Here is a 22926-nt window from a genome sequence, read left to right as displayed (position 1 = left end):
GTCCAGACCCAAAGTCACTGGCCCGCGGGTTTCTCGATCAGCTTTTTAAGGCTGTCGCGGGCAGGTTTGGTATAGCCGTCGCCCGACGCAGGCGCCGCCTGATCGGTATCAGCAGAATCATCATCTGGCTTATTCTTTTTGAATTTCTTTAAGATGGTGTTCTCGGGGTCGTCAGGCAAGAGCGCCATCAGCCAATCCCCGGTTCCCTGCAGCACCACCCGGGACTTCGCACCCGTGACCCAGTCGGGCCGCTGCTTGTCCGGAACCAGCCAGGTGAAGAACATGAACGCCACGACCACGATCAGCAGGCCGCGGGCGAGGCCGAACAGGAAGCCCAGGGTGCGGTCGAGCGCGCCGATCCGGGAATCCAGGATCATGTCGGAGATCCGCACCGTGATGATGGAGACAACGATCAGCGTGCCGATGAAGACGCCGGCCACCACGACCGCCGCCGCGATCGTGTCGTTATTGAAGTAAGTCTTGGCAGTCGGCAGCAGCTTCGAGAAAGCATACAGCGTGACCAGCGCCGCGGCGCCCCAGGCCGCGATCGACAGGATCTCGCGCATGAAGCCGCGCACCATGGCAAGCAGGCCCGAGATCAGCATCACCCCGAGCAGGACGAGATCAAGTATCGTTATCGGCATCGGCTGGTCAGGTCCGCTGGTACGTTCTGGGTACGCTGTTTTCTGAGCACGCTGTCTAAAAGCACTCGCGAATCGGCAAACTCGGTGCCGTCCTAACTGAGGGGGATCGGGCCCATCCGGCAAGGCCGGTCGGCAACCTTTCCCGCGCGCCGGATGTATAGCGGCGGAGGGCTGATACGTCACGCCGCTTTAGCTGGTCTCGCGACGGAATCGGGCCGGTGTGGCATTTTTCTCAGCCGCTTCAGGGTCTCGCTGGGCGGCCCGGCCCCGGGGCGTCCCAAGCGCAGCGATTTCGGCGACCAAAGTGGTCAGATTGCCGACGCTGTTGAGGGTCAGCCCGGCGTCGCCGCCGACGTCGCCACGGGCCGATTCGGGCAGGATGGCGCGGCCGAAGCCGAGCTTGGCGGCCTCCTTCAGCCGCGCGGAAGTCTGCGCCACCGGGCGAACCGCGCCGGACAGCGAAATCTCGCCGAAATAGACCGCGTCCGTCGGCAACGGTGCGTTCACCAGCGACGACACCAGCGCCGCGGCCGCCGCCATGTCCGCGGCTGGCTCCTGGATGCGCAGCCCGCCGGCGACGTTGAAATAGACGTCGTGGCCTGAGAGTTTGACCCCGCAATGGGCCTCCAGTACCGCCAGCACCATCGACAGCCTGCTCGGATCCCAACCGACCACGGCGCGGCGGGGCGTGCCGAGCGAGGTCGGCGCCACCAGTGCCTGCAATTCGACCAGCACGGGACGGGTGCCCTCGATACCGGCAAACACCGCCGTGCCGGGGCTGCCGAGATCGCGTTCAGACAGGAACAATTCGGAAGGGTTGGTGACTTCGCGCAGGCCGAGCCCCGTCATCTCGAACACGCCGATCTCATCGGTGGCGCCAAAGCGGTTCTTCGCCGCGCGCAGGATCCGGAATTGCTGCGAGCCTTCGCCCTCGAACGACAGCACCGCATCGACCATGTGTTCGACCACGCGGGGGCCGGCGATCTGGCCGTCTTTTGTCACATGCCCGACCAGGATGATGGTAGCGCCGGATTTCTTGGCAAACCGAATGAGGGCCTGCGCCGCGGCGCGGACCTGCGTCACCGTGCCCGGTGCTGACTCCACCGTATCGGTCCACATGGTCTGGATCGAATCGATCACGATCAGGCGCGGCACGGCGCCTTCCGACAGCGTCGAGATGATGTCCTCAACCGAGGTCTCGGACGCGAGCTGCACCGGCGCATCCGCAAGCCCGAGCCGCTCGGCGCGGAGCCGCACCTGCGCTACCGCCTCTTCGCCCGAGATATAGACCGCGCGGTGGCCGGCGCGCGCCATCATGCTGGTGGCCTGGGTCAGCAACGTCGATTTGCCGATGCCGGGGTCGCCGCCGACCAAAAGCACCGAGCCGCGCACAAAGCCGCCGCCGGTGACGCGATCGAGCTCGGCCATGCCGGAGGAGGTGCGCGGGGCATCCTGGCTTTTGCCGGTCAGGCTTTCGAGCGCGAACGTCCGCCCCTTGCGCTTGGAGCGGATCGAGACCGGCATCGAAGTCGCGCCCGTGGTGTCCTCCTCGGCCAGCGTATTCCACTCGCCGCAGGACTCGCACTTGCCCTGCCAGCGATTATACGCCGCGCCGCAGTTCTGGCAGACAAAGGAGAGGGTCGATTTGGCCATGGGGAATCAACTTGAGAGGAGGCGGCTGGTCATTGACGTCGCCAGTGGCGCGCCGTGCTATCACGGGTAGCGGCTTGGAATGTTCTTATTTTGTTCTTTAGCTTGTTTTCCGTCTTGCGTCAAAGAATTCGGATGACCGCGCAAATCCCTGGGTAAGAAGGTCAATGGCAAGTCTTGCTGTCCGTCTCGTCCGCGTCGGCTTCGCAATTGCCCTCGTTTCGGCGATCTGCGCGCCTGGTGCCCCCGTGCATGCGGCGTCGCCTGAGCCCGACAGCGTGTCGCTCACGGAAGCGACGATCAGCTGGAGCACCGTCAAATACGCGACCACCGCGGACAACGGATTCGTCGATGGCTCGCTCGACAAGACTGTCATCGTCGACCGAACCTTCCGCACCCGCGTGCTGGAGAACCGCTATCTGAAGGTGACGCTGGTGCCCGAATTCGGCGGGCGCATCCTGTCGATCGTCTACAAGCCGACCGGTCACGAACAACTCTATCGCACCGAGGTGGGCGTGCCCTACGGGATGAAGGCCGGCAATTTCTACTACGACTGGCTGATGGTGTATGGCGGCATTTTTCCGACCTTTCCGGATCCCGAGCACGGCCGGACCTGGCTGAAGCCGTGGGATTTCCGGGTGGTGAAGCAGACAGAAACCGAGGTGACGGTGGCGATGTCGCTCAAGGACGATTTCGCCTATCCTGCGGCACCGAAACGCTTCACCGGCGAGACCGGCATCGAGGCGACCACCTACGTCACGCTGAAAGCCGATCGCGCTGCGATCGATGCGCGCGTGGTGCTGAAAAATACCCAGGCCAAACCGATCGACTACGAGTACTGGACCTGCACGACCTTGGCGCCGGGCTCCGATCCGCAGCATCCGGGGACCACCGCCGCCGCCGAGATCATTGCGCCGGTTACGACCTACACCACGCCTGCATGGTCGGCGAACATTGCCGAGGGCGACGCCCGCACGGGTCCGGACGCCTATCGCTTCGAGAAGCTGCGCTCCTTCAAAAACTGGCCGTCGATGGGCATCGCCTATGCCGCGCCCGACATGCAGGGCGGAAACTTCTGGGGCGTGATCAACCACGACAATGAAGAGGGCATCATCCGCATCGCCGACAACAAGGTGACGCGGGGCCTGAAAATGTGGACGTGGGGATTTTCCTCGTTCACTGACGCAGCCGATGCCCGCAAGGCGCCGACCGAAGCGCAGCCTTATGTCGAGCTGTGGGCCGGCGTGTCCGACCAGTTCTTCCACCCCGCGCAGCTTGCCGCGCTCGGCGAAGTGACGGTTACGGAAACCTACAGCCCGACCGTCGGTATGAGCAACGTGACGCAGGCCAACGAAAACATCCTGGTCAATCTCTCGGCTGATGCTTCCCACGCAAACCTCGAGTTCTTCAGCATAGCGCCGGCCGTGCCGTTGCGGATCACGCTGAAGCGCGGCGATGCCGTCGTGTTCGACGAGACCGTGATAGCAGACGCGAGGGACGGCAACCGGATTGCCGCGCCGATTCCGGCTGGCACCAGCGGACCGGTGCAACTGACGATCCGGTCCTGTGACGGCAGGGAGTTGATCGTGGCCGAGACGACGATCAAATAGCGTTGAGTGCGGCTTCGTCCACCATGCTGCCAGAAATTGGCAGTGGACCATGCTAGGATGCCGTAGGGGGTTCGGCATGTCGCGCGCTCAACGTCTTCTCGACCTGATCCAGATCTTGCGCCGTCACCGGATTCCGGTCGCGGGAGCGACGCTGGCCGATGAATTGGCGATCTCGCTTCGCACGCTCTATCGCGATATCGAAACCTTGAAGGCCCAGGGCGCCCGTATCGATGGCGAACCTGGTGTCGGCTATATTCTGCGGCCCGGCTTCATGTTGCCGCCGCTAATGTTCTCGGAAGACGAGATCGAGGCCCTGGTGCTGGGCGGCCGCTGGGTCGCCGCGCAACCCGATGAGCCGCTCGGCAAGGCGGCACGCAATGCGCTTTCCAAGATCGCCGCCGTGTTGCCTGACGATCTGCAAAGAAGCCTGGAAACGTCCAGCCTGATGGTCGCGCCACGGCCTCCAGCCGCCGGCGATGCCGAGTTGCCGACGATCCGCAAGGCGATCCGGGCCGAGTGCAAGTTGCGCATCACCTACAGCGACGAAAAGGATAATCCGAGCAGCCGCACGATCTGGCCGATCGCGCTCGGATTTTTCGAACGTATTCGCATGGTTGCCGCGTGGTGCGAAACGCGGCGCGACTACCGGCATTTCCGCACCGACCGCATTCGCTCGCTCAAGATAACGGATAGCCGCTATCCGCGCCGTCGGCTCGAGATGCTTCGCGAGTGGCGAACCCGCGATCGCATCGGGAAGAAGCCTTCGGAATCATGCTGACAGAAATTGGCAGGGTGGCCCTGTATGTAATTGGCGATGGACGCGCCCGACCGCTCGTCCGCGAAGTCAGATCGAAGGAGACCTGCCGTGACCAAATTCAATCTCGTGGTGCTCTACGTCAAAGATTCCAATGCCAGCGCCGCATTCTACCAAACGCTGCTGGACCGGCCGATTGCCCAATCGTCGCCCAAATTCTCGATGCTGCCGCTTGACGGAGGAGCCATGCTGGGGCTCTGGCAGCGCGAGGAGGTCGAGCCTCGCGTCAGTCAAGACCCCGGCGGCAGCGAGATATCGTTCACCGTCGCCGATCCTGATGCGGTCCGCACAACCCACGAGACGTGGAAAGTACGCGGCGCGACCATCGCGCAGGCGCCGACCGCGCTGCCATTCGGGCACACATTCGTCGCGCTCGATCCGGACGGGCACCGCTTGCGGGTGTTGGCGCCGCCGGCTTGAGAGCCTATGCTTGGCCGGCGAAAATGGACGTCGCCGAAGCAGATTGATCGCGAAGCGCGCTTGCGACGAAATATGACTGCCGCAGGCGTGCTCCAGCGTTTTTCTTCTTCAGGACATCACCGCCGACCACAACAGCGACGCGCCGGCCAACAGCATGATGCCGTCCATCAAAAGCCGAAACACCTCCGGCTTGAGGTGCAGCACGAAGCGCTTGGCGATGAAGGCGCCCGACATCAGCGAGGCGCCGGCGATCAGGCCCTTGAGCGCGACGTCCGGTGTCAGCGCGCCGAAGCGTTCGAAGGTGACGGACTTGCTGAGATAAAGCCCGAGCGAGCTTGCCGCTTCGGTGGCGAGGAACGCGCCTTTGGTGAGGCCGTAAAACAGGAACAGCGGCACGCTAAGCGGGCCGGTCGAGACCACGATGCCAGTGAGATAGCCGATCACAGCGCCGCCGATCGCCAGATGCCAGAGCTTGGCTTTCAAATCGTGCCGCGCCAGCCAGTGCCGCACCGGCACCATCGCGATCAGGAACACGCCGATCGCGACGTCGACGGCGTGCGAGGGCAGCGCCAGCAGCGTCCGCGCGCCGAGCGCGGCCGCCGGGATTCCGGTGACGGAATAGGCGGCGCAGGCGCGCCAGTCGACCTCGCGCCACCAGGCCAGGATGCGCGAGAGGTTCGCCATCACGGCCGCCACCGCCATGATCGGCACGGCCTGTTTCGGCCCGTACTGATAGATCAGCACCGGCATCAGCATGATCGACGAGCCGGTGCCGACGATGCCGGAAATCGTACCCGCGATCAGACCGACGATGAGGACGAAGAGAAAACCCACCCGCGCGCTCCGGGACGATGATGATCGCCCCATGCCACCGAGTTGCCCGGCGGGTCAAGCGATAGCCCGGGGCGAGGGCGATGGCAAGATTTCGGAATAATGGAATAATGCCACTGATTTGCCCGACGTGTCAAGCTGCCGTGCCGAGCGTCGGCAGCCGCCGGCTACTTTGCATGGGGTTGTTTTCGATGTTTTGGCAGTGCGGGCCCTGCGTGCACCCGATCACCTCAACACCACCCACGCTGGCGCGTGGTCGCTCGCACCTTCCTCGCCGCGTACATCGCGGTCGACGCCGGCTTTCTTCAGCCGTGGCGCCACTGCCGGGCTGAGCAGGAGATGATCGAGCCGCAGGCCGGCATCGCGCGGCCAGCGATTGCGCTTGTAGTCCCAGAAGCTGAACATCGGCTGTGTCGGATGCAGTGTGCGGATCGCATCGCACCAGCCCTGATCGACCAGCGCCTTGAACGCGGCGCGGCTTTTCGGCTGGATCAGCGCATCCTTGTCCCAGGAGCGCGTCGGATAGATGTCGAGCGCGGTCGGCGCGACGTTGTAATCGCCGGCGAGCACGACCGGGACGTCCGCCTTGAGCAGTTTTGCCGCGTGCGCGCGGAGCCGCTTGAACCAGGCAAGTTTGTACTCGAACTTCGGTCCAGGCTGCGGATTGCCGTTCGGCAGATAGAGACTGGTGATGACGATGCCGCGCACCGCGGCTTCGATGTAGCGCGCCTCATGGTCGTCGCGGTCGCCGGGCAGGGCGGTGCGGATCAAGACCGGCTCGGTCTTGCGGGCGAGGATGGCGACGCCGTTCCAGGTCTTCTGTCCGCACCACACCGCGCCGTAGCCGGCCTTCTCGATCGCGGCCAACGGAAACTCGGCGTCGGAAGCCTTGAGCTCCTGCAGGCTGACGACATCGGGCTTCGCCGCGCGCAGCCAGCGCAGCAGGTTCGGCAGCCGGCGGTTGATATTGTTGATGTTGAAGGTCGCGATCTTCATGGGAATGGACGATCGCGCGCTCGCGTGCGGTCAGCTCGAGGCCGGCACTTGCTCGGGCAAAGGTGGCGGTGCGGCCGGCGCAGCGTCCGTCTCGTCCTTTACGACAGCGTCGACCTTTTCGGCGACGGCATTGCCGCCCTTGTAGATCCGCAGGAAGCGGCGGCCGAGGCTGGTCAGCACCTCATAGCCGATCGTGCCGAAATGATGCGCGACCTCGTCGACGGTGATGCCTTCGCCGATCAGCGTCACCATGTGGCCGCGCCGAACGGCATTCTTGTCGAGATCGGTGATGTCGACCGCGATCAAATCCATCGAGATACGCCCCGCGATCGGGCAGCGCTTGCCGGCGGCCACGACCTCAGCACCGCGGGTGCCGTCATTGGCGCTGGCCGCGCGGAAATAGCCGTCGGCATAGCCGGCCGCGACGATGGCGAGGCGGGTCGGCCGCCGCGCGGTCCAGGTGCCGCCATAGCCGACGGTCTCGCCGCGGTCGATGTTGCGGATCTGGACGATGCGCGCCTTGAGGTCGACCACCGGCTGCATCGGATTGTCGGCCTCCGGCGTCGGGTTGACGCCGTAGAGCGCGCAGCCCGGCCGCACCAGATCGAACTGGAACTGGCCGCCGAGGAAGACGCCGGAGGAGTTCGCCAGCGACGCCGGCACGCCGGTGAACAGGCTCGCGATCTCGCGGAACGCCGACAGTTGTTTTGCATTGGCGGGATTGTTGAGCGCCTCGGCGGAGGCGAGGTGGCTCATGACCAGCGTGATGCCGTGGTCGCCAGCATTGATGCGCGGGATGATGCCCTGGGCTTCGGTGACTGTCAGTCCGAGCCGGTTCATGCCGGTGTCGATGTGAACGGCGGCGCCGCCGGACCAACCCGAGCGGCGGCAGAACACGTCCCATTCGGCGAGCTCGTTGAGATCGCCGATCACTGGCTTGCAGTCGATCTTGGCGTGGGCGTCGCCGGAATTCTGGAAGAATCCGCCGAGCGAATAGAGCGTTGCGGCCGGGGCGGCCGCGCGAACAACCGCAGCCTCCTCGACATTGGCGACAAAGAAGGTCTTGCAGCCGGCATTGGCAAGCGCGCGGGCGACCTGCTCGGCGCCGCAGCCATAGGCGTTGGCCTTGACCACGGCGGCGCATTCGGCCGGTACCGCGGTCTTCTCGAGCTTGCGCCAATTGGCGACGATGGCGTCGAGGTCGACAGTCAGGATGCCGGTGGCGGTCGGATGGGCCGCCAGCAAATTGGCTTCGGGGGTCAGCTGCGATTTCGCGTCGGTCACGATGTTCATGCGGCAGTTGTACGCGCCGGGCTAGCGGTGTTCAACCGCGTCGCTCCGCTAGAGCCTTTTCCATTCCGATGGAATCGGAATGGGGCTCTAGATTCTTGTTTTGACGCGTTTTCTTCACGCGAACCGGTATCCACTTCGCTCGAAAACGCTTTAGTAGGAGGGGCGATCCGGAACCAGTCCATCCGATGCAAGGTCGCCGAAGCGGGTGACGCTGGCCTCGAAGTGCAATTCGACCGTGCCGGTCGGGCCGTGGCGCTGCTTGCCGATGATGACTTCGGCCTTGCCGAGCGCTCGCTCCATTTCAAGTTGCCAGGTCGCGTGCTCCGCGGTGCCGGGTCGCGGCTCCTTGTTGGCGAGATAATATTCCTCGCGGTACACGAACATCACGACGTCGGCGTCCTGCTCGATCGAACCGGATTCACGCAAATCCGAGAGCTGCGGCCGCTTGTCCTCGCGATTTTCGACCTGACGCGAGAGCTGCGACAGCGCGATGATCGGGACGTTCAATTCCTTGGCCAGCGCCTTCAAATTGGTGGTGATCTCGGTGATTTCCTGCACGCGGTTTTCGTTGCCGCGCTTGTTGGAGCCCTGCAACAGCTGAATGTAGTCGATCACGATCAGATCGAGGCCTTTCTGGCGCTTGAGGCGACGGGCGCGCGCGGTCAGCTGCGAGATCGAGAGACCGCCGGTTTCGTCGACATAAAAGGGCAGCGACTGCAGCTCGATCGAGCAGTCGCGGATCTTCTCGAAGTCCAGTTCGCTGATGCCGCCGCGGCGGATCGAGCTCGAGGGGATGCCGGTGCGTTCGGCCAGAATACGGGTGGCGAGCTGCTCGCCGCTCATTTCGCAGGAGAAGAAGCCGACCGAGCCGCCGTTGATCGCCTTGGTAGTGCCGTCCGCCTGCACCTCGCCCTGATAAGCCCTGGCGATGTTGTAGGCGATGTTGGTGGCGAGCGAGGTCTTGCCCATGCCGGGTCGGCCGGCGAGGATGATGAGGTCGGAGGACTGCAATCCGCCCATCTTGGTGTCGAGGTCGCGCAGGCCGGTCGAGATTCCCGACAATTTGCCGTCGCGCTGGAACGCTTTCGCCGCCATGTCGACGGCAACCGTGAGTGCCTGCGAGAAGCGCTGGAAGCCGCCGTCATAGCGGCCGGTCTCGGCAAGGCCATAGAGCTGGCGTTCGGCGTCCTCGATCTGCGCGCGCGGGGCAAAATCGACCGGGGCATCGAAGGCGACATTGACGATGTCCTCGCCGATTTTTATCAGGTCGCGGCGCAGGCTGAGGTCGTAGACGGTACGGCCGTAGTCCTGCGCGTTGATGATGGTGGTGGCTTCGGCGGCAAGGCGGGCGAGGTATTGGCTGACCGTCATGCCGCCGATGTCGGTATCCGCCGGCAGGAAGGTCTTCAGCGTCACCGGGGTTGCCACCTTGCCCATCTTGATCAGCGAGCTTGCGGTCTCGTAGATCGTCTGGTGCAGCGGCTCGAAGAAGTGTTTCCCCTCCAGGAAGTCGGAGACCCGGTAGAAGGCGTCATTGTTGACCAGTATCGCGCCCAGAAGGCTCTGTTCCGCTTCGATGTTGTGCGGCGCACTGCGAAAGGCCGGTGTTCCGGCGTCGGGTGCAAGCTTGTGGACGTTCGAATCAATCAAGGCCATGGACGAGCTTATTCTTCTGATTTCGTCGTTACTGAGATTTTCAGATTTGGATTTTCGGAGTTGGGCCGGGGATCAAGCGCCAGCCCGGCACGAAGCGAAAGGACGGATGTGCCTTATGCACGATTCACACAACGCGTTGTACGAATCGCGCAAGCCCCGATGCATTCCGCTTGACGGGGTTTGGTCCAAAACCGGCCGGACCGCGGCCAATCAGCAACGTTGATCGAAAATGTGCGACGCGCCCTGAACCTTTTCGCGCGCTGGGCCCACAGAAAGGCGAGGGGGCGGTTCGCGCCGCGTCCTCAGACCAGGATGAGGAATGCGAGTGCGATCAACGCGGCGGCAACGCCGGTTGCGATCAAGACGTAATCGGTCGCGATATCGCGCTGTGGATCCAACATCGACTGGTGCGTTTCTGGGGCCATTCCGGACCACTACGACAGACCGGACGTGGCCTCTGTGAAGCAGATCACACCGGCCGCATTTTCTTTGCGGCAGGCGCTCGGGAACTCCCGGATGACTTCTGGGTTGATCCCGCTCAGGTGAGATACGGTGACAATGGCTCGAGAGTTTCAGACATCGCAGTTTCAGGTCGCCCGGGCGGACAGCCTCGACCGGCGCTGGCTGTCGACGCTGATCGGCGCCATGGAGCAGGCCGGCCGTCCGGACCTCCGGAACGTTCCCTGCGATCCCCAGGTGATATCTGCCGTGACGGCGCATCTGGCGCAGCCGGCAACGGCCTTCGCCCATTGCGGCTCAGCTTACAGCCTCCGGAACTAGACTGCTTTCGAGCGAATCCGCCGGATCTACTCGCCGGCGAGTTGCAGTCGCGGCTGGGCAGCCTTCTGTTCCCTGACGCGCAGCCTTGCTTCCTCGTGCATGATGTAGTCACGGGTCATCGGCACAACGCCCTGGCGTTTGGTGAGTTGGAGTTGGAAGTTCATCAAGTTCTGCACCCGGAACGACATTTCCGACCCAGCCAGGTAGAATTCCCACATCCGGGCAAAGCGCTCATCATAGAGTCGGACGGCCTCCTCGCGCCGTGCCATGAACCGCTCGCGCCATGCCTTCAGCGTCTCGGCATAGTGGAGCCGCAGGATCTCCATGTCGCAGACCAGAAGGCCAGCCTGCTCGATCGCGGGCATGACTTCCGAGAGCGCCGGAATATAGCCGCCGGGGAAGATGTATTTCCGGATCCAGGGGCTGGTGACGTCGGGCCCTGTCGAGCGGCCGATCGAATGCAGCATCATGACACCGTCGTCGCTCAGGAGTTCGGCGCAGCGCTTGAAGAAGGTTTCGTAGAAGGCGACCCCGACATGCTCGAACATGCCGACCGAGACGATGCGGTCGAACGGGCCGGGGGTGTCGCGGTAGTCCTGCAGCAGGAAGCGCGCCGACTGTCCCAGATTCCGCTCGGCCGCGCGCGCGTTGGAAATCTGCAATTGCTCGGTCGACAGCGTGACGCCGGTGACGTCAGCCCCGGTCATCTCGGCGAGATAGATTCCAAGCCCGCCCCAGCCGGAGCCGATGTCGAGGATGCGGTCGCCGGGCCGAACCAGGAGTTTGGCGGCGAGGTGACGCTTCTTGGCGAGTTGGGCATCGTCCAGCGTCGCGTCGGGTCTCTCGAAATAGGCGCAGCTGTATTGCTTGTCGGCGTCGAGGAAAAGCGAGTAGAGGCGGCCGTCGAGATCGTAGTGACGGGCGACATTGTCCCTGGATTTGCCGCGCAGATTGAGCTGCTGGGCGCGCCGTCCGAGGAAGCGCAGCCAGGCTTGCAGCCGGGCAAAGTTCGGCAGCATTTTTGCCTGACCCATCAGGATCGCCAGCGCATCCGCGATGGTGCCTTGCTCCATCACGAACGTGCCGTCCATGAAGGCTTCGCCGAGATAGAGCTCGGGATCGAGCAGGATGCGCCTTTCGGCCGAATTGGTCAGGAAACGAGCAGCAACCGGAGTGCCGCTGCCGTCGCCGCAGGTGAATTTCATCCCGCTGGCGGTCGTGAACGTAACCGAACCGCGGCGGATGAATCGCCCCAGAAAATATCGCAACAATCGGTCCATCGAAGCACCAACGGAACGGCAAGCTGCTTGCGCCTGACACCCCTGGAATTGTTCCTTCCAGCGTGTCCCCGTCAGAAAGATAGTCGGCGTTTTCGATTGCACTATTGCGTTGTCGTCAAAGCCGATATTCCGAAATGTGACAATCACGTGGATGCGTCATAGATGCGCTTCCATTCGCATGATAATCGGCTAAAAGGTGGCCGCCGCCGCCCGTCCATGATGCGGGGCGGTATTTTTCCTGATTCTGGAGACCAAGGAATGTCGAGCCGAGCCCTCAGCCTGGCCACGGTGATGCTTCTGATTGGCTGCCTGTCGGCAGGATCGGCGCACGCGCAAAACCTCGAGGCCGGCAAGAGCCCCTCCCAGATTTTTTCGAACACGTGCACGGCCTGTCACAAGAGCCCGCGCGGCCTGCTGAAAACGGTGCCGGCCTCGTCGCTGCCGGGCTTCCTGCGCCAGCACTATACGACGTCGAGCGACATGGCCGGCGTGCTGTCGTCCTATCTGATCTCGAATGGTGCGAACGATCAGCGCTACCAGGCCAAGGATCAGCCCAAAGGAACGAAGGGCGCCGGGAAGGATGCCGGGCAGGACGCCAAGCAATCGGCTTCGCCAGAGCAGGCCGAGCGCCCGGGCCGTCGGCAGCATCCGGCTGCGGTGCCACAGGAGGCGGCCAAGCCTGACGCGGACGGGCTGACGCAGCAGGGCGAGGCCCACCCTGGCCACAAGGGCAAGCGCCTCGCGCGTCCGAGCGAGCCTGTGGAGGGCGCCAAGCCGGCCGATGGTCAAACGCCGGAAGCCGCAGGCGAGGGCAAGCCATCGCGCCACAAGCTCGGCCGGCGCGGCAAGCCGGTCGAAGAGAAGCCCGACGATGCGGCCAAGGATGCGGCCAAGGGCGAAACACCGAAGGACGATTCCAAGGCCCAGACTGTGAAGGGCGAGGACAAGGGCGAAGCCGAGAAGCCGACGGGCGCCAAATCTTCATCTGACAAGTCTTCATCTGACAAATCCGATAGCGCCAAGGTGGATGCGCCCAAGGAAGGCGTCGGCAGCGAGCCGGCCCCGCTGCGGTCGGATCCAGTTCCTCCCGTCACGCCGGCTCCTCCGGCCGCAACCGCGGCTCCTGCTGCGTCGTCGTCGCCGGCTCCCGCTGCCGCGCCTCAGCCGGCTGCGGCCGCGTCCCCCGTGCCGGCGCCAGCGCCGCCTCCGGTGACGGCCGCCGCGCCACCCCCATCGCCTGCCGCCACGCCGGCCGGGCCGCCGGAACCCCCGATCTCAAGGTAATCAGCCAATGCCGAGCCATCAGGGCCAACGCTTGACGTCGACTAGAGTAAAACTCTAGAGTAATGATCTAAGCGGGAGACGAGCCGAGTGATGAGCCGGGTGACCACAGCGCGCGAGGATCTGTTGGCGGCGGGGCTCGCGGTGTTCGACCAGGATGGATTCGAAGGGGCGACGGTTGCCGCGATCCGAACCCGGGCACGCGCCTCCAACGGCAGCTTCTTCCATTTCTTTGCGTCGAAGAAGGAACTCGCCGGAACCCTGTTCCTCGAAATCCTGCAGAGCTACCACGCCGCGATCGTGTCGTCGGTCGACGCGAGATGCGGCGCGCGCGAGGGTGTTGCGCGCCTGATCCACGCTCATCTCGAATGGGTCGTGACCTTCAGGCGCGAGGCGCGCTTCCTGTTCGAGATTTCGCGCAGCGAATGGAGCGATGAGGTGCGCGGCGCCCAGCGCGCCGAGAATTCGCGGCTTGCCGAAGGGATCGAGCGCTGGCGTGCACCGCTGCTGGCGCGCGGCGAGTTGCTGCCGATGAGCGCGATCCTGTTTTTCAGTCAGATCATCGGGCCGGCGCAGATATTCTGCCGCGCCTATCTGTCGGGCCGCGACCGCAGCGATCCGCGCGACCAGGTCGAGACGCTGATTGCCTGCGCGATCCGCGCGGTGGTGTCGCCGGGTGCACAGGGACAAGCAGGAGAGGTGTCATGACTGAAACAGATCCGGACTTTGCGCCGATCGCGACACGGATTCGCAACAATGTCGGTCGGCAGGGCTTCATGGGCCATGTCGGCGCGGAATTGGCGGAGTTGTCGCGCGGCGCCTGTACGCTCGCGGTCGATCGGCGGCCCGAGCTGTTGCAGCAGCACGGGCTGTTTCACGGCGGGGTGACGGCGTTTCTCGTCGACAACGCCACCACGATCGCGGCCGCGACGTCGCGCGGGCAGCCGGCGCTGACCGCCGAGTTCAAGCTGAATTTGTTGTCGCCGGCCTCAGGCGATCGCCTGATCTGCCGCGCGCGGGTGATCAAGCCGGGACGCCAGGTTGCGGTCGTCGCGGCCGACGTGTTCTGCGTGATCGACGGTAAGGAAAAGCACACCGCGACCGCATTGGCATCGATCGCGATGCTGGACGAGGAGGCGGCGGCACGAATCCAAAGCCCGGCCTGATCAGGCCGGGCTTCAGTCGGTCGAACGATGGTGACGCGCTTACTTGTCTTCTTCGGCGGCCGGGGCCGGCTCGGCGTCGTCGTGCTGGGCTTCCGGATCGAAGAATTCGCCGGCGGCGGCGAGCGCCTCGGCGGCGGCGTCCTGGTCTTCCCGGCGGGTCGAGATGTCCTCGCCGCGCTTGATGCGCTCGGCTTCGTCGGCAGAGCGGGCAACCGTCACGGAGATGCTGGTCTCGACTTCGGGGTGGACGGCGATCGTCACCTTCTGCTTGCCGATCACCTTGATCGGCGAGTCCAGCCAGACCTGCGCACGCGAAACCGTGACGCCGTCAGCGGCGAGCGCGTCGGCAATGTCGCGGACCGAGACCGAGCCGAACAGCTGGCCGGATTCGGAGGCCTGGCGGATGATGACGATTTCGCGGCCATTGATCTTCTCGGCGACCTTGCTGGCTTCACCCTTGGCCTGGATGTTGTTGGCCTCGAGCTCGGCCTTCATGCCGTCGTACTTGGCGCGGTTTGCCTCGGTGGCGCGCAGCGCCTTGCCGCGCTTCAGCAAGAAGTTGCGGGCGAACCCGTCCTTGACGCGCACGACTTCGCCCATCTGGCCAAGCTTGGCAACGCGTTCCAGCAGAATGACTTCCATTTTCGTTCTCCTTTAGATGTTAAGTATTGGATTGAGTGGTTGGATCGAAACTCAGGATGCGGGCAGCGGCGGCGGTCTGCTGCGCAAATAGCGCTGCCGCACTCCGAACAGGGCGTCGGTGATGCCCAGCGCGACCACCGCGACGATGGGCCAGGCGAACACAACGACGACGACATAGGTGCCGGCCAGCCAGAAGCTGCGGCTGGTGAGCGACAGTGTCAGCGTGTGCAGCACGGCGAAGCCGACGAGCGCATAGGCGATCACCAGCGCGGTCGTGACGATCTGGGCCAGGATGGCGATCGTGCCGCCGGCGAAACAGAGGCCGAGCGCCACCAGCAGCGCGACCAGCGTCATCGGTGGCAGCACGGTGCTGCGGAGTTCGGGCCACGGCCGATGCAGCCGCCCCGAGGTCTGCGTGACCTTACCCGCGAGCCACAGATTCAGCGTCAGCGTCACCATCGCGACGAGGGTCGCGGCGAGCGGCGCGAAGATCACCAGCCAATCGACGAGCCGTTCGATGTCGCCGCTGGGCTGCTCGTCGGCCGCGGTGGCTACAGTAAAGACCCTGAGGAGGCCGTGCCGCAGCGTGGCGGTGATCGTCTCGGCATCCGAGCCGAGTGTCAGCAGTGCGCCGGTCGTGGTGAGGATGGCAAAAGCTGCGACCCACAGCAGGACGCGGCCGACCGGATACCATTCGATGTGGGGCGGAGCCGGTTCGACGGCCTCGCCAGCCGTTGCGCCGGCGACTGGGCGCCCGAGCAGCGCGAGATGGCCGAGCCACCAGCCGGGCAGCGCGACCATCATGGCAAAGGCGATGCAATAGGGAAGTCCGAAGATCGCGCCGAGGCCGGCCGCCGCCGCGATGCCGCCGATAGTGGCGGCAAGCGGTCCCCAGCCGAGCGCCGCCACCATCAGCGGCAGCGGAGCGAGATAGAACAGCAGCAACGAGATCAGCGCGCCCGATATGAGCGAGGCGAACATCAGCGCCGACGCAGCGCCGGCCGCAATGGCTATCAGGACTATCGCGATCATCAGCTGTCCCGCTCCTTTCGAGCGGTTAGAGGTACTCTCTCGAGAACCCCAACCATCGGCGACCGGACGACCCGGAAGCCTTAAGAAGAGTGGCGGCCGGCGGCGTGTGCCGCCGGCCGTCAAGGATTAGCGAATGACGTAGGGCAAGAGGCCGAGGAAACGCGAGCGCTTGATGGCGCGGGCGAGTTCACGCTGCTTCTTGGCGGAGACGGCCGTGATGCGGCTCGGCACGATCTTGCCGCGCTCCGAGACGTAACGCATCAGGAGCTTGGAGTCCTTGTAGTCGATCTTCGGCGCATTCGCGCCGGTGAACGGGCAGGACTTGCGACGACGGAAAAATGGGCGACGGGCGCCAGCTTCAGCCATGATTCTTACTCCTCGGTCGCTGCTGGTTCTTCATCGCGCGGACGGCGCGGGCCACGATCGCCGCGGAAACCGCCGCCATCGCGATCACGATCACCACGGAAACCACCTTCGCGGTCGCCGCGGAAACCACCGCCGCGATCATCGCGCTCGCGGTCACGGTCGGCCTTGCGCATCATCGCCGACGGGCCTTCCTCGTGCTCTTCGACGCGCACGGTGAGATAGCGGATGACGTCTTCGCTGATCCGCTCCTGACGCTCGATCTCGGTGACGACAGCCGACGGTGCGTCGATGTTCATCAGCACGAAATGCGCCTTGCGGTTCTTGTTCATGCGGTAGGTGAGGGAGCGCACGCCCCAATTCTCGGTCTTGGTGACCTTGCCGCCGCCCTGTTCGACGATTCCCGTCATCTGGGCCGTCAGTTCTTCCACCTGCTGGGTGCTCGCGTCCTGACGCGCGAGGAAAACATGCTCGTAGAGAGCCATGGGTGTCCTTTCCTGTGTTGGCGCGGAGCCCAGCGACAAGCCCTTCGAGACCTTCGGAAAGGACTCGATGTTGCTCAGAAGGCGGAAGCACGGGACGACGGGCCGACTGGCCCTATCACATCAAAATCAACAGGTGATTTGCTGAGACCGTCCGTTCAGCTCCCGGCCGGGACCCCACGGATGGCGCGGTTTATACGGATTTTGAGCGGGATGGCAAGCATTCTCGGCCTGCCTCGGGACTTCAATTTGCCCGGCAGCCAGTACCGGAGGCGCTTCGTAGGCCGGAAGAGCCGCCAGTTCCAGGTTGATTTCCTTGTTTGTATGCCATACAAATAAACTCGAGGATACGATCATGGATCCTGATGTGCGCGGCCAAATGCCCGATCCGAAGCACACCGCGCGCGCCACGCGGTCGGCGGGGCGCAAGATGCGCTCGCTGCTGCTTGATGGTGCCAGCCGGCTGTTCAGAGAGCGCGGGCTCTCCGGGACGTCGATCTCGGATATCGCCGCTGCCGCGGACGCCTTTCCGAGCCAGATCACCTATTACTTCCGCACCAAGGAGGCGCTGTTCGTCGAAGCCGCCTGCCGCGACATGCTCTATGTGGCGCGCGCAGCCGAGCAGGCTGCGCTGCAGGCCACCACGCCGCGCGATTACACCCGCGCGCTGGTGGAGACCGTGACCGCGACCGATTCGGTCGCCTTCTTCGCGGAGGCGTTGACGATGACCCGGCGCCGGCAGGACCTGGCGCCGCTGGTCGAACGCACCATCGAGCGGCTGCACGGCGAGGGGTCGCGGGCCTATGCTGGCCAGATCGAGCGCCATGGCTGGCGCTCGCTGCGCGACCCCGACGCGACCTCGCGCCGGTTCTGGGCGGTGGCGATCGGCGTGATGGTCGAAGGCTACGCCATGGGCCGATCGCCGGACCAACTCGCCGGCGAGCTGCTGCGGGTGCTCGGCGAGCAGGTGGCCGCAACATCTGCAACGGCGATATCAGCAAATGACGGGCCGCGCCTGCGCCTGGTCGGCGAAAACGGCGCTGCAACCTCATCGGACGGGGAGACTGCATCATGACCGCGCTTCGCATGCGTGCCCGCGATTTCCTGACCGAGGATGAGCTGATTGCGGTCCGGCAGCGCACGACATGGAAGGGCGCAGCGCTGATCGCGCATGCATGGGCGCTGATCCTGGCTGCGATCGCGCTCGTCGCATGGTGGCCCAATCCGCTAACCTATCTGCTTGCCGTCGCGGTCATCGGCTCGCGCCAGCTTGGCCTGGCGATCCTGATGCATGATGGTGCGCATGGCTGTCTCTCGGCGGACGAGAAGACCAATTTGACGCTGAGCCAATGGTTCTGCGCCTATCCGATCTTTGCCGAAACCCGCGGCTATCGCCGCTATCACCTGCAACATCACGCCCGGACGCAGCAGGAGGATGATCCCGATCTCGTGCTGTCGGCGCCGTTCCCAATCACGCGGCCAAGCTACCGCCGCAAGTTCTTCCGCGATATCACCGGACAGACCGGCTACCAGCAGCGCAAGGCGCAACTGCTCAACGCGATCGGGCCGAACGAATGGCCGTTGTCGCGGCGCGCCGCGCATTTCTGGGAAAAGCTCGGCCCGCAATGCGTCATCAATGCGGTGCTGTTCGCAGGCCTCGCCGCGGCCGGCGTGTGGTGGGCCTATCCGCTGTTGTGGCTGGTGCCGCTACTGACCTGGATGATGGTGATCACGCGCATCCGTAACATCGCTGAACATGCTGTGGTGCCCGACAGCTCCGACCCCTTGCGCAATACCCGCACCACGCGCGCCAATGTCCTCGAGCGCCTGTTCATCGCGCCCTACTATGTGAACTATCATCTCGAGCATCATCTGCTGTTCTACGTGCCCTGTTACAACCTGCCGCGCGTCCACCGTATCCTGAGCGAGAGCCGCTATGCCGAACGGATGGAGGTGCAGCCGGGCTACGCTGCCGTGCTGCGGCTTGCGACCGGCAGGCCCGACCACGAGGATCGCCCGGGGCAATTGGTCAACAGCGCGCGCCGGGCGCAGGCCGGTGCCAAGGTTAACGCCGACCAGAATGCCGGCGGGTTCTAGCTCGACCGCGGTCGGGCATCCCCAGGGTTCCGCCGGCGCGGCTTGACATGGCGGCCGTCATCAGTGTCTTACGGCCCCGTCCAGGGCGTTATTCGGACCCGCCGAGGCTCCTTTCGCCACGCGGACACCGTAGCGACAAACGCGTAGCGTTTGCGCGAAGATCACGCTCAACAAGGTAGGGAGCGCCGATGACGGCAGCATTTACGTTTCCCGGGCAGGGCTCGCAGGCAGTCGGCATGGGCAAGGCCCTGGCCGAGGCCTTTCCGGTGGCCAGGGCGGTGTTCGACGAGGTCGATTCCGCGCTCGGCGAGAAGCTGACCGCGACCATCTGGGATGGTCCGGCCGAGACGCTGCAACTGACTGAAAATGCGCAGCCAGCCCTGATGGCGGTCTCGATCGCTACCTTGCGCGTGCTTGAAAGCGAAGCCGGTTTCTCGCTCGGCCGTGACGCGGCCTTCGTCGCCGGGCACTCGCTTGGCGAGTATTCGGCGCTGGCGGCAGCCGGCAGCCTGACCGTCAGCGACACCGCGCGGCTGTTGCGTACCCGCGGCCTGGCCATGCAGAAGGCCGTGCCGGTCGGTGCCGGTGCGATGGCCGCATTGCTCGGCCTCGATTACGAGACCGCTGTTGCGGTCGCCAGCGAGGCCGCCCAGGGGCAGGTCTGCCAGGCCGCCAACGACAATGGCGGCGGGCAGGTCGTGGTGTCCGGCGACAAGGCGGCCGTTGACCGCGCTGTGGAGATCGCCAAGACCAAGGGCGCCAAACGCGCAATGCTGTTGCCGGTATCGGCACCTTTCCACTGCAAGCTGATGCAGCCGGCGGCGGATGCGATGGCGCAGGCGCTGGCCGGCGTCGCCATCAGGGCGCCCGCGGCGCCGCTCGTCTCCAACGTGCTGGCCTCCGCCATCACGGATCCCGACGAGATTCGCCGCCGCCTGATCGAGCAGGTCACGGGCACCGTGCGCTGGCGCGAGTCGGTAGCCTATATGGCAGGCCAGGGCGTCACACGGTTCTTCGAGATCGGCGCCGGCAAGGTGCTGAGCGGGCTGGTCAAGCGCATCACGGACGGCGCGGTCGGCGTGTCCGTCAGCGGTCCCAACGATATTGCGGCGGCCAAGGACGCATTGGCAGCTTCGGCGTAAACAGCCGCGAGAGGAGATTTTGATGTTCGATTTGACCGGCAAGACCGCGCTCGTCACGGGTGCAACCGGCGGCATCGGCGGCGCGATCGCCCAGGCGCTGCACGCGCAGGGCGCAACGGTTGCGATTTCAGGGACGCGCCGCGAGGTGCTGGATGGCTTTGCCGCCAAGCTTGGCGAGCGCGTTCACGTGCTGCCCTGCAATCTCTCCAGCAAGGACGACGTCGAGGCCCTGGTACCCGCGGCGGAAAAGGCAATGGGACAGGTCGACATCCTGATCGCCAACGCCGGCATCACCCGCGACAACCTGTTCGTGCAACTGCGCGACGAGGACTGGGACGATGTCATCGCGGTCAACCTGACCGCGACCTTCCGCCTCGCGCGCGCCGCGACCAAACTGATGATGCGCAAGCGCTTCGGCCGGATCATTGCCATCACCTCGATCGTCGGCGTCACCGGCAATCCGGGGCAGGGCAATTACACCGCCTCGAAGGCCGGGCTCATCGGCCTGATCAAGACGCTGGGTGCCGAATATGCCAAGCGTGGCGTGACTGCCAACTGCATCGCGCCGGGTTTCATCAAGACGCCGATGACGGACGCGCTCAATGACAAGCAGCGCGAGACCATCCTTGCGAAAGTTCCTGCGGCGCGGCTCGGAACGCCCGAGGACATCGCTGCCGCGGCAGTCTATCTGGCTTCGAACGAGGCCGCCTACGTCACCGGACAGACGATTCACGTCAATGGTGGGATGGCTATGATTTGAGCTGCTTACTGGCTCTCGCAATGCGGCGAAAGGCCGTTTTCGGGAGCCGGTTCAGGCGTGTAGTCAAGGCTGGGGAAGTATGATAGCTGAACCCCCCACGGATGGGCAAAGAACGCCATTGCAGGATTTTGAAACCCTGTATATTGGCGTGGCGACGCCTGCCGTTCGCCGGGGCTTAGTCGGCTACGACCGGGCCGAATCAAACTATGCGCGATTGAGTAATCGAGACGACCACGATGGCTCGTATCGTCTTGGGGTCGGGTCCAATGGAACAACGAGGTTGAACGATGAGTGAGATTGGCGAGCGGGTTAAGAAGATTGTGGTCGAACATCTCGGTGTCGAACCGGAAAAGGTGGTCGATGCCGCCAGTTTCATCGATGACCTCGGCGCCGACAGTCTCGACACGGTCGAGCTCGTGATGGCCTTCGAAGAAGAATTCGGCTGCGAAATCCCGGACGATGCCGCGGAAACGATTCTGACCGTCGGCGACGCGACGAAGTTTCTTGAGAAAAACGCGAAGAGCTGACGCCTTTCGCGAGGTTGACGGAGCCGGACGGACCGTTGTCGAACGGTCCCCCGGTTTCTTACTGTTGGCCGCCCGTTTTGGGCCGGAGAGACTGAGATGAGGCGAGTTGTCGTCACGGGGCTGGGCATGGTTACACCGCTCGGCTGCGGCGTTGACGCAACTTGGGCGCGCATTCTCGCCGGACAAAGCGGTGCGACGAAGATCGATACCTTCGAGGTGTCCGATCTGCCGAGCAAGATCGCCTGTTCGGTGCCGCGCGGCGATGGGTCCGACGGCACCTTCAATCCCGATCAGTGGATGGAGCCGAAGGACCAGCGCAAGGTCGACGACTTCATCATCTTTGCAATGTGCGCGGCCAAGCAGGCGCTCGACGATGCCAACTGGCATCCCGAGACCGAAGACGACAAATGCGCGAGCGGCACGATGATCGGCTCCGGCATCGGCGGCCTCTCGGGCATCGCCGAGACTGCGATCATTCTGAAGGAGCGCGGACCGCGCAAGGTCTCGCCGTTCTTCATTCCCGGCCGCCTGATCAACCTGGCATCGGGTTATGTCTCGATTGCGCACGGCCTCAAGGGACCCAATCATTCGGTCGTCACCGCGTGCTCGACCGGTGCGCATGCCATCGGCGACGGCGCGCGGCTGATCGCGCTCGGCGATGCCGACGTGATGGTGGCTGGTGGCGCCGAGTCGCCGATCAGCCGCATCGGCATTGCCGGATTCTGCGCGGCGCGCGCACTTTCCACCGGCTTCAACGAGACGCCGGAAAAGGCATCGCGTCCGTACGACAAGGACCGCGACGGTTTTGTCATGGGCGAGGGCGCCGGCGTCGTGGTGCTGGAAGAGTATGAGCACGCGAAGAGCCGCGGCGCGAAGATCTACGCCGAAGTGACTGGCTACGGTCTTTCGGGCGACGCCTACCACATCACCTCGCCGTCTCCGGATGGCAATGGCGGCTTCCGCAGCATGAGCATGGCGTTGAAGCGCGCGGGCCTTACGGCATCCGATCTCGACTATATCAACGCCCACGGCACCTCGACGCAGGTCGGCGACGAGATCGAACTCGGCGCGGTCGAACGCCTGCTCGGCAATGCGGCCTCGAAGGTCTCGATGTCGTCGACCAAATCTGCGACCGGACATCTGCTCGGTGCGGCCGGCGCGATCGAGGCGATCTTCGCGATTCTTGCGATTCGCGATAATGTCGTGCCGCCGACCATCAACCTCGACAACCCGTCGGTCCAAACGGCGATCGATCTCGTGCCGCACGCGTCGCGCAAGCGCGAGGTCAATGTGGCATTGTCCAATTCGTTCGGTTTCGGAGGCACCAACGCCTCCGTGATCTTGCAGCGCGTAGCGAATTAATGGTTGTTTTGAACTAGTCCACCGTTTTGCCGTATTCCGCGGTGACTCCTGATAGCGGGCGTATGCTATTGGCTGGGCAGGGGTTTGTCCGGCCACGA

At 64.3% G+C, this 22926-nt stretch carries 24 protein-coding genes; 13 read left to right on the top strand and 11 right to left on the bottom strand.

All coding sequences use genetic code 11. The features are described from left to right. Positions 1-14: 14 nt before the first annotated feature. Together UP09_RS02620 and radA are read right to left on the bottom strand one after the other, a co-directional pair. Positions 15-644, bottom strand: a complete 630-nt coding sequence (locus UP09_RS02620) for a CvpA family protein (protein ID WP_044536470.1) — start codon at positions 642-644, stop codon at positions 15-17. A gap of 189 nt (positions 645-833) precedes the next feature. Beyond that, the gene (gene radA / locus UP09_RS02615) at positions 834-2297 is read right to left on the bottom strand and encodes a DNA repair protein RadA (RefSeq protein WP_044536469.1); all 1464 of its coding nucleotides are present in this window, start codon (positions 2295-2297) and stop codon (positions 834-836) included. Positions 2298-2461: 164 nt separating this feature from the next. Between radA and UP09_RS02610 the strand changes: the two genes are divergently transcribed. The 3 genes from UP09_RS02610 (at position 2462) to UP09_RS02600 (ending at position 5138) form a co-directional block, all read left to right on the top strand. Continuing rightward, the gene (locus UP09_RS02610; RefSeq protein ID WP_052832925.1) at positions 2462-3904 is read left to right on the top strand and encodes a DUF5107 domain-containing protein; all 1443 of its coding nucleotides are present in this window, start codon (positions 2462-2464) and stop codon (positions 3902-3904) included. 76 nt (positions 3905-3980) lie between these two features. Beyond that, positions 3981-4682: a helix-turn-helix transcriptional regulator gene (locus UP09_RS02605; protein ID WP_044536468.1), complete on the top strand. Its 702-nt coding sequence runs from the start codon at positions 3981-3983 to the stop codon at positions 4680-4682. Positions 4683-4769: 87 nt separating this feature from the next. Beyond that, a complete protein-coding gene (locus UP09_RS02600; protein WP_044536467.1) occupies positions 4770-5138 on the top strand; it encodes a VOC family protein in 369 nt (122 codons plus the stop codon). A 108-nt stretch (positions 5139-5246) separates the two neighbouring features. Here the strand turns inward: UP09_RS02600 and UP09_RS02595 are convergent, their stop codons facing one another. From UP09_RS02595 to UP09_RS02580, 4 genes are all read right to left on the bottom strand, one after another. Further along, positions 5247-5972, bottom strand: coding sequence for a sulfite exporter TauE/SafE family protein (locus UP09_RS02595; RefSeq protein ID WP_044536466.1), 726 nt, complete (start codon positions 5970-5972; stop codon positions 5247-5249). 222 nt (positions 5973-6194) lie between these two features. Then, positions 6195-6965: an exodeoxyribonuclease III gene (xth, locus tag UP09_RS02590; protein WP_044536465.1), complete on the bottom strand. Its 771-nt coding sequence runs from the start codon at positions 6963-6965 to the stop codon at positions 6195-6197. 30 nt (positions 6966-6995) lie between these two features. Beyond that, positions 6996-8258, bottom strand: coding sequence for an alanine racemase (gene alr / locus UP09_RS02585; protein WP_044536464.1), 1263 nt, complete (start codon positions 8256-8258; stop codon positions 6996-6998). Between the two features lie 150 nt (positions 8259-8408). Next, on the bottom strand, positions 8409-9914 hold the full coding sequence (locus UP09_RS02580) for a replicative DNA helicase (RefSeq protein WP_044536463.1): 1506 nt from the start codon (positions 9912-9914) through the stop codon (positions 8409-8411). Between the two features lie 558 nt (positions 9915-10472). Here UP09_RS02580 and UP09_RS02575 point away from each other — a divergent pair. Beyond that, complete coding sequence (locus tag UP09_RS02575) at positions 10473-10694, top strand: hypothetical protein (RefSeq protein WP_044536462.1); 222 nt, start codon at positions 10473-10475, stop codon at positions 10692-10694. 26 nt (positions 10695-10720) lie between these two features. Here the strand turns inward: UP09_RS02575 and UP09_RS02570 are convergent, their stop codons facing one another. Further along, positions 10721-11974 (bottom strand): cyclopropane fatty acid synthase, encoded by a 1254-nt coding sequence (locus tag UP09_RS02570; RefSeq protein ID WP_044536461.1) that lies wholly within the window; start codon positions 11972-11974, stop codon positions 10721-10723. Positions 11975-12232: 258 nt separating this feature from the next. On the opposite strand from UP09_RS02570, the gene UP09_RS02565 reads away from it, so the two are divergent. The 3 genes from UP09_RS02565 to UP09_RS02555 all read left to right on the top strand — a co-directional run bounded on the left by UP09_RS02565 (position 12233) and on the right by UP09_RS02555 (position 14421). After that, entirely contained in the window at positions 12233-13258 is a 1026-nt protein-coding gene (locus UP09_RS02565) for a hypothetical protein (RefSeq protein WP_044536460.1), read from the top strand. 90 nt (positions 13259-13348) lie between these two features. Further along, positions 13349-13963: a TetR/AcrR family transcriptional regulator gene (locus tag UP09_RS02560; protein WP_044536459.1), complete on the top strand. Its 615-nt coding sequence runs from the start codon at positions 13349-13351 to the stop codon at positions 13961-13963. Next, entirely contained in the window at positions 13960-14421 is a 462-nt protein-coding gene (locus UP09_RS02555) for a PaaI family thioesterase (protein ID WP_044536458.1), read from the top strand. The genes UP09_RS02560 and UP09_RS02555 overlap by 4 nt, the downstream gene beginning before the upstream one ends. Before the next feature lie 39 nt (positions 14422-14460). On the opposite strand, the gene rplI is transcribed toward UP09_RS02555, so the two are convergent. The 4 genes from rplI to rpsF all read right to left on the bottom strand — a co-directional run bounded on the left by rplI (position 14461) and on the right by rpsF (position 16943). Continuing rightward, positions 14461-15063: a 50S ribosomal protein L9 gene (gene rplI / locus UP09_RS02550; protein WP_044536457.1), complete on the bottom strand. Its 603-nt coding sequence runs from the start codon at positions 15061-15063 to the stop codon at positions 14461-14463. A 51-nt stretch (positions 15064-15114) separates the two neighbouring features. Beyond that, positions 15115-16095, bottom strand: coding sequence for a DUF2232 domain-containing protein (locus UP09_RS02545; RefSeq protein ID WP_044536456.1), 981 nt, complete (start codon positions 16093-16095; stop codon positions 15115-15117). 126 nt (positions 16096-16221) lie between these two features. Continuing rightward, a complete protein-coding gene (rpsR, locus tag UP09_RS02540) occupies positions 16222-16461 on the bottom strand; it encodes a 30S ribosomal protein S18 (protein WP_044536455.1) in 240 nt (79 codons plus the stop codon). 5 nt (positions 16462-16466) lie between these two features. Further along, a complete protein-coding gene (rpsF, locus tag UP09_RS02535) occupies positions 16467-16943 on the bottom strand; it encodes a 30S ribosomal protein S6 (RefSeq protein WP_044536454.1) in 477 nt (158 codons plus the stop codon). Positions 16944-17295: 352 nt separating this feature from the next. Here rpsF and UP09_RS02530 point away from each other — a divergent pair, with 352 nt between their 5' ends. From UP09_RS02530 to fabF, 6 genes are all read left to right on the top strand, one after another. Beyond that, on the top strand, positions 17296-18015 hold the full coding sequence (locus UP09_RS02530) for a TetR/AcrR family transcriptional regulator C-terminal domain-containing protein (RefSeq protein ID WP_044536453.1): 720 nt from the start codon (positions 17296-17298) through the stop codon (positions 18013-18015). After that, positions 18012-19037 carry a fatty acid desaturase family protein gene (locus UP09_RS02525; protein ID WP_044536452.1) on the top strand — a complete coding sequence of 342 codons (1026 nt, stop codon included), beginning with the start codon at positions 18012-18014 and terminating at the stop codon, positions 19035-19037. The genes UP09_RS02530 and UP09_RS02525 overlap by 4 nt, the downstream gene beginning before the upstream one ends. 188 nt (positions 19038-19225) lie before the next feature. Then, the gene (gene fabD, locus UP09_RS02520) at positions 19226-20179 is read left to right on the top strand and encodes an ACP S-malonyltransferase (protein WP_044536451.1); all 954 of its coding nucleotides are present in this window, start codon (positions 19226-19228) and stop codon (positions 20177-20179) included. A 22-nt stretch (positions 20180-20201) separates the two neighbouring features. Continuing rightward, positions 20202-20939, top strand: a complete 738-nt coding sequence (fabG, locus tag UP09_RS02515) for a 3-oxoacyl-[acyl-carrier-protein] reductase (RefSeq protein ID WP_044536450.1) — start codon at positions 20202-20204, stop codon at positions 20937-20939. Positions 20940-21226: 287 nt separating this feature from the next. Further along, positions 21227-21466 carry an acyl carrier protein gene (locus UP09_RS02510; RefSeq protein WP_006020277.1) on the top strand — a complete coding sequence of 80 codons (240 nt, stop codon included), beginning with the start codon at positions 21227-21229 and terminating at the stop codon, positions 21464-21466. A 96-nt stretch (positions 21467-21562) separates the two neighbouring features. Then, positions 21563-22828 carry a beta-ketoacyl-ACP synthase II gene (gene fabF, locus UP09_RS02505; RefSeq protein ID WP_044536449.1) on the top strand — a complete coding sequence of 422 codons (1266 nt, stop codon included), beginning with the start codon at positions 21563-21565 and terminating at the stop codon, positions 22826-22828. Positions 22829-22926 lie beyond the last annotated feature (98 nt).

It is taken from the genome of Bradyrhizobium sp. LTSP885 (genome assembly GCF_000938305.1).
Classification (GTDB): domain Bacteria; phylum Pseudomonadota; class Alphaproteobacteria; order Rhizobiales; family Xanthobacteraceae; genus Bradyrhizobium.
Note: the sequence above shows the minus strand (reverse complement) of the source record. Positions and strands in the feature narration are given on the sequence as shown.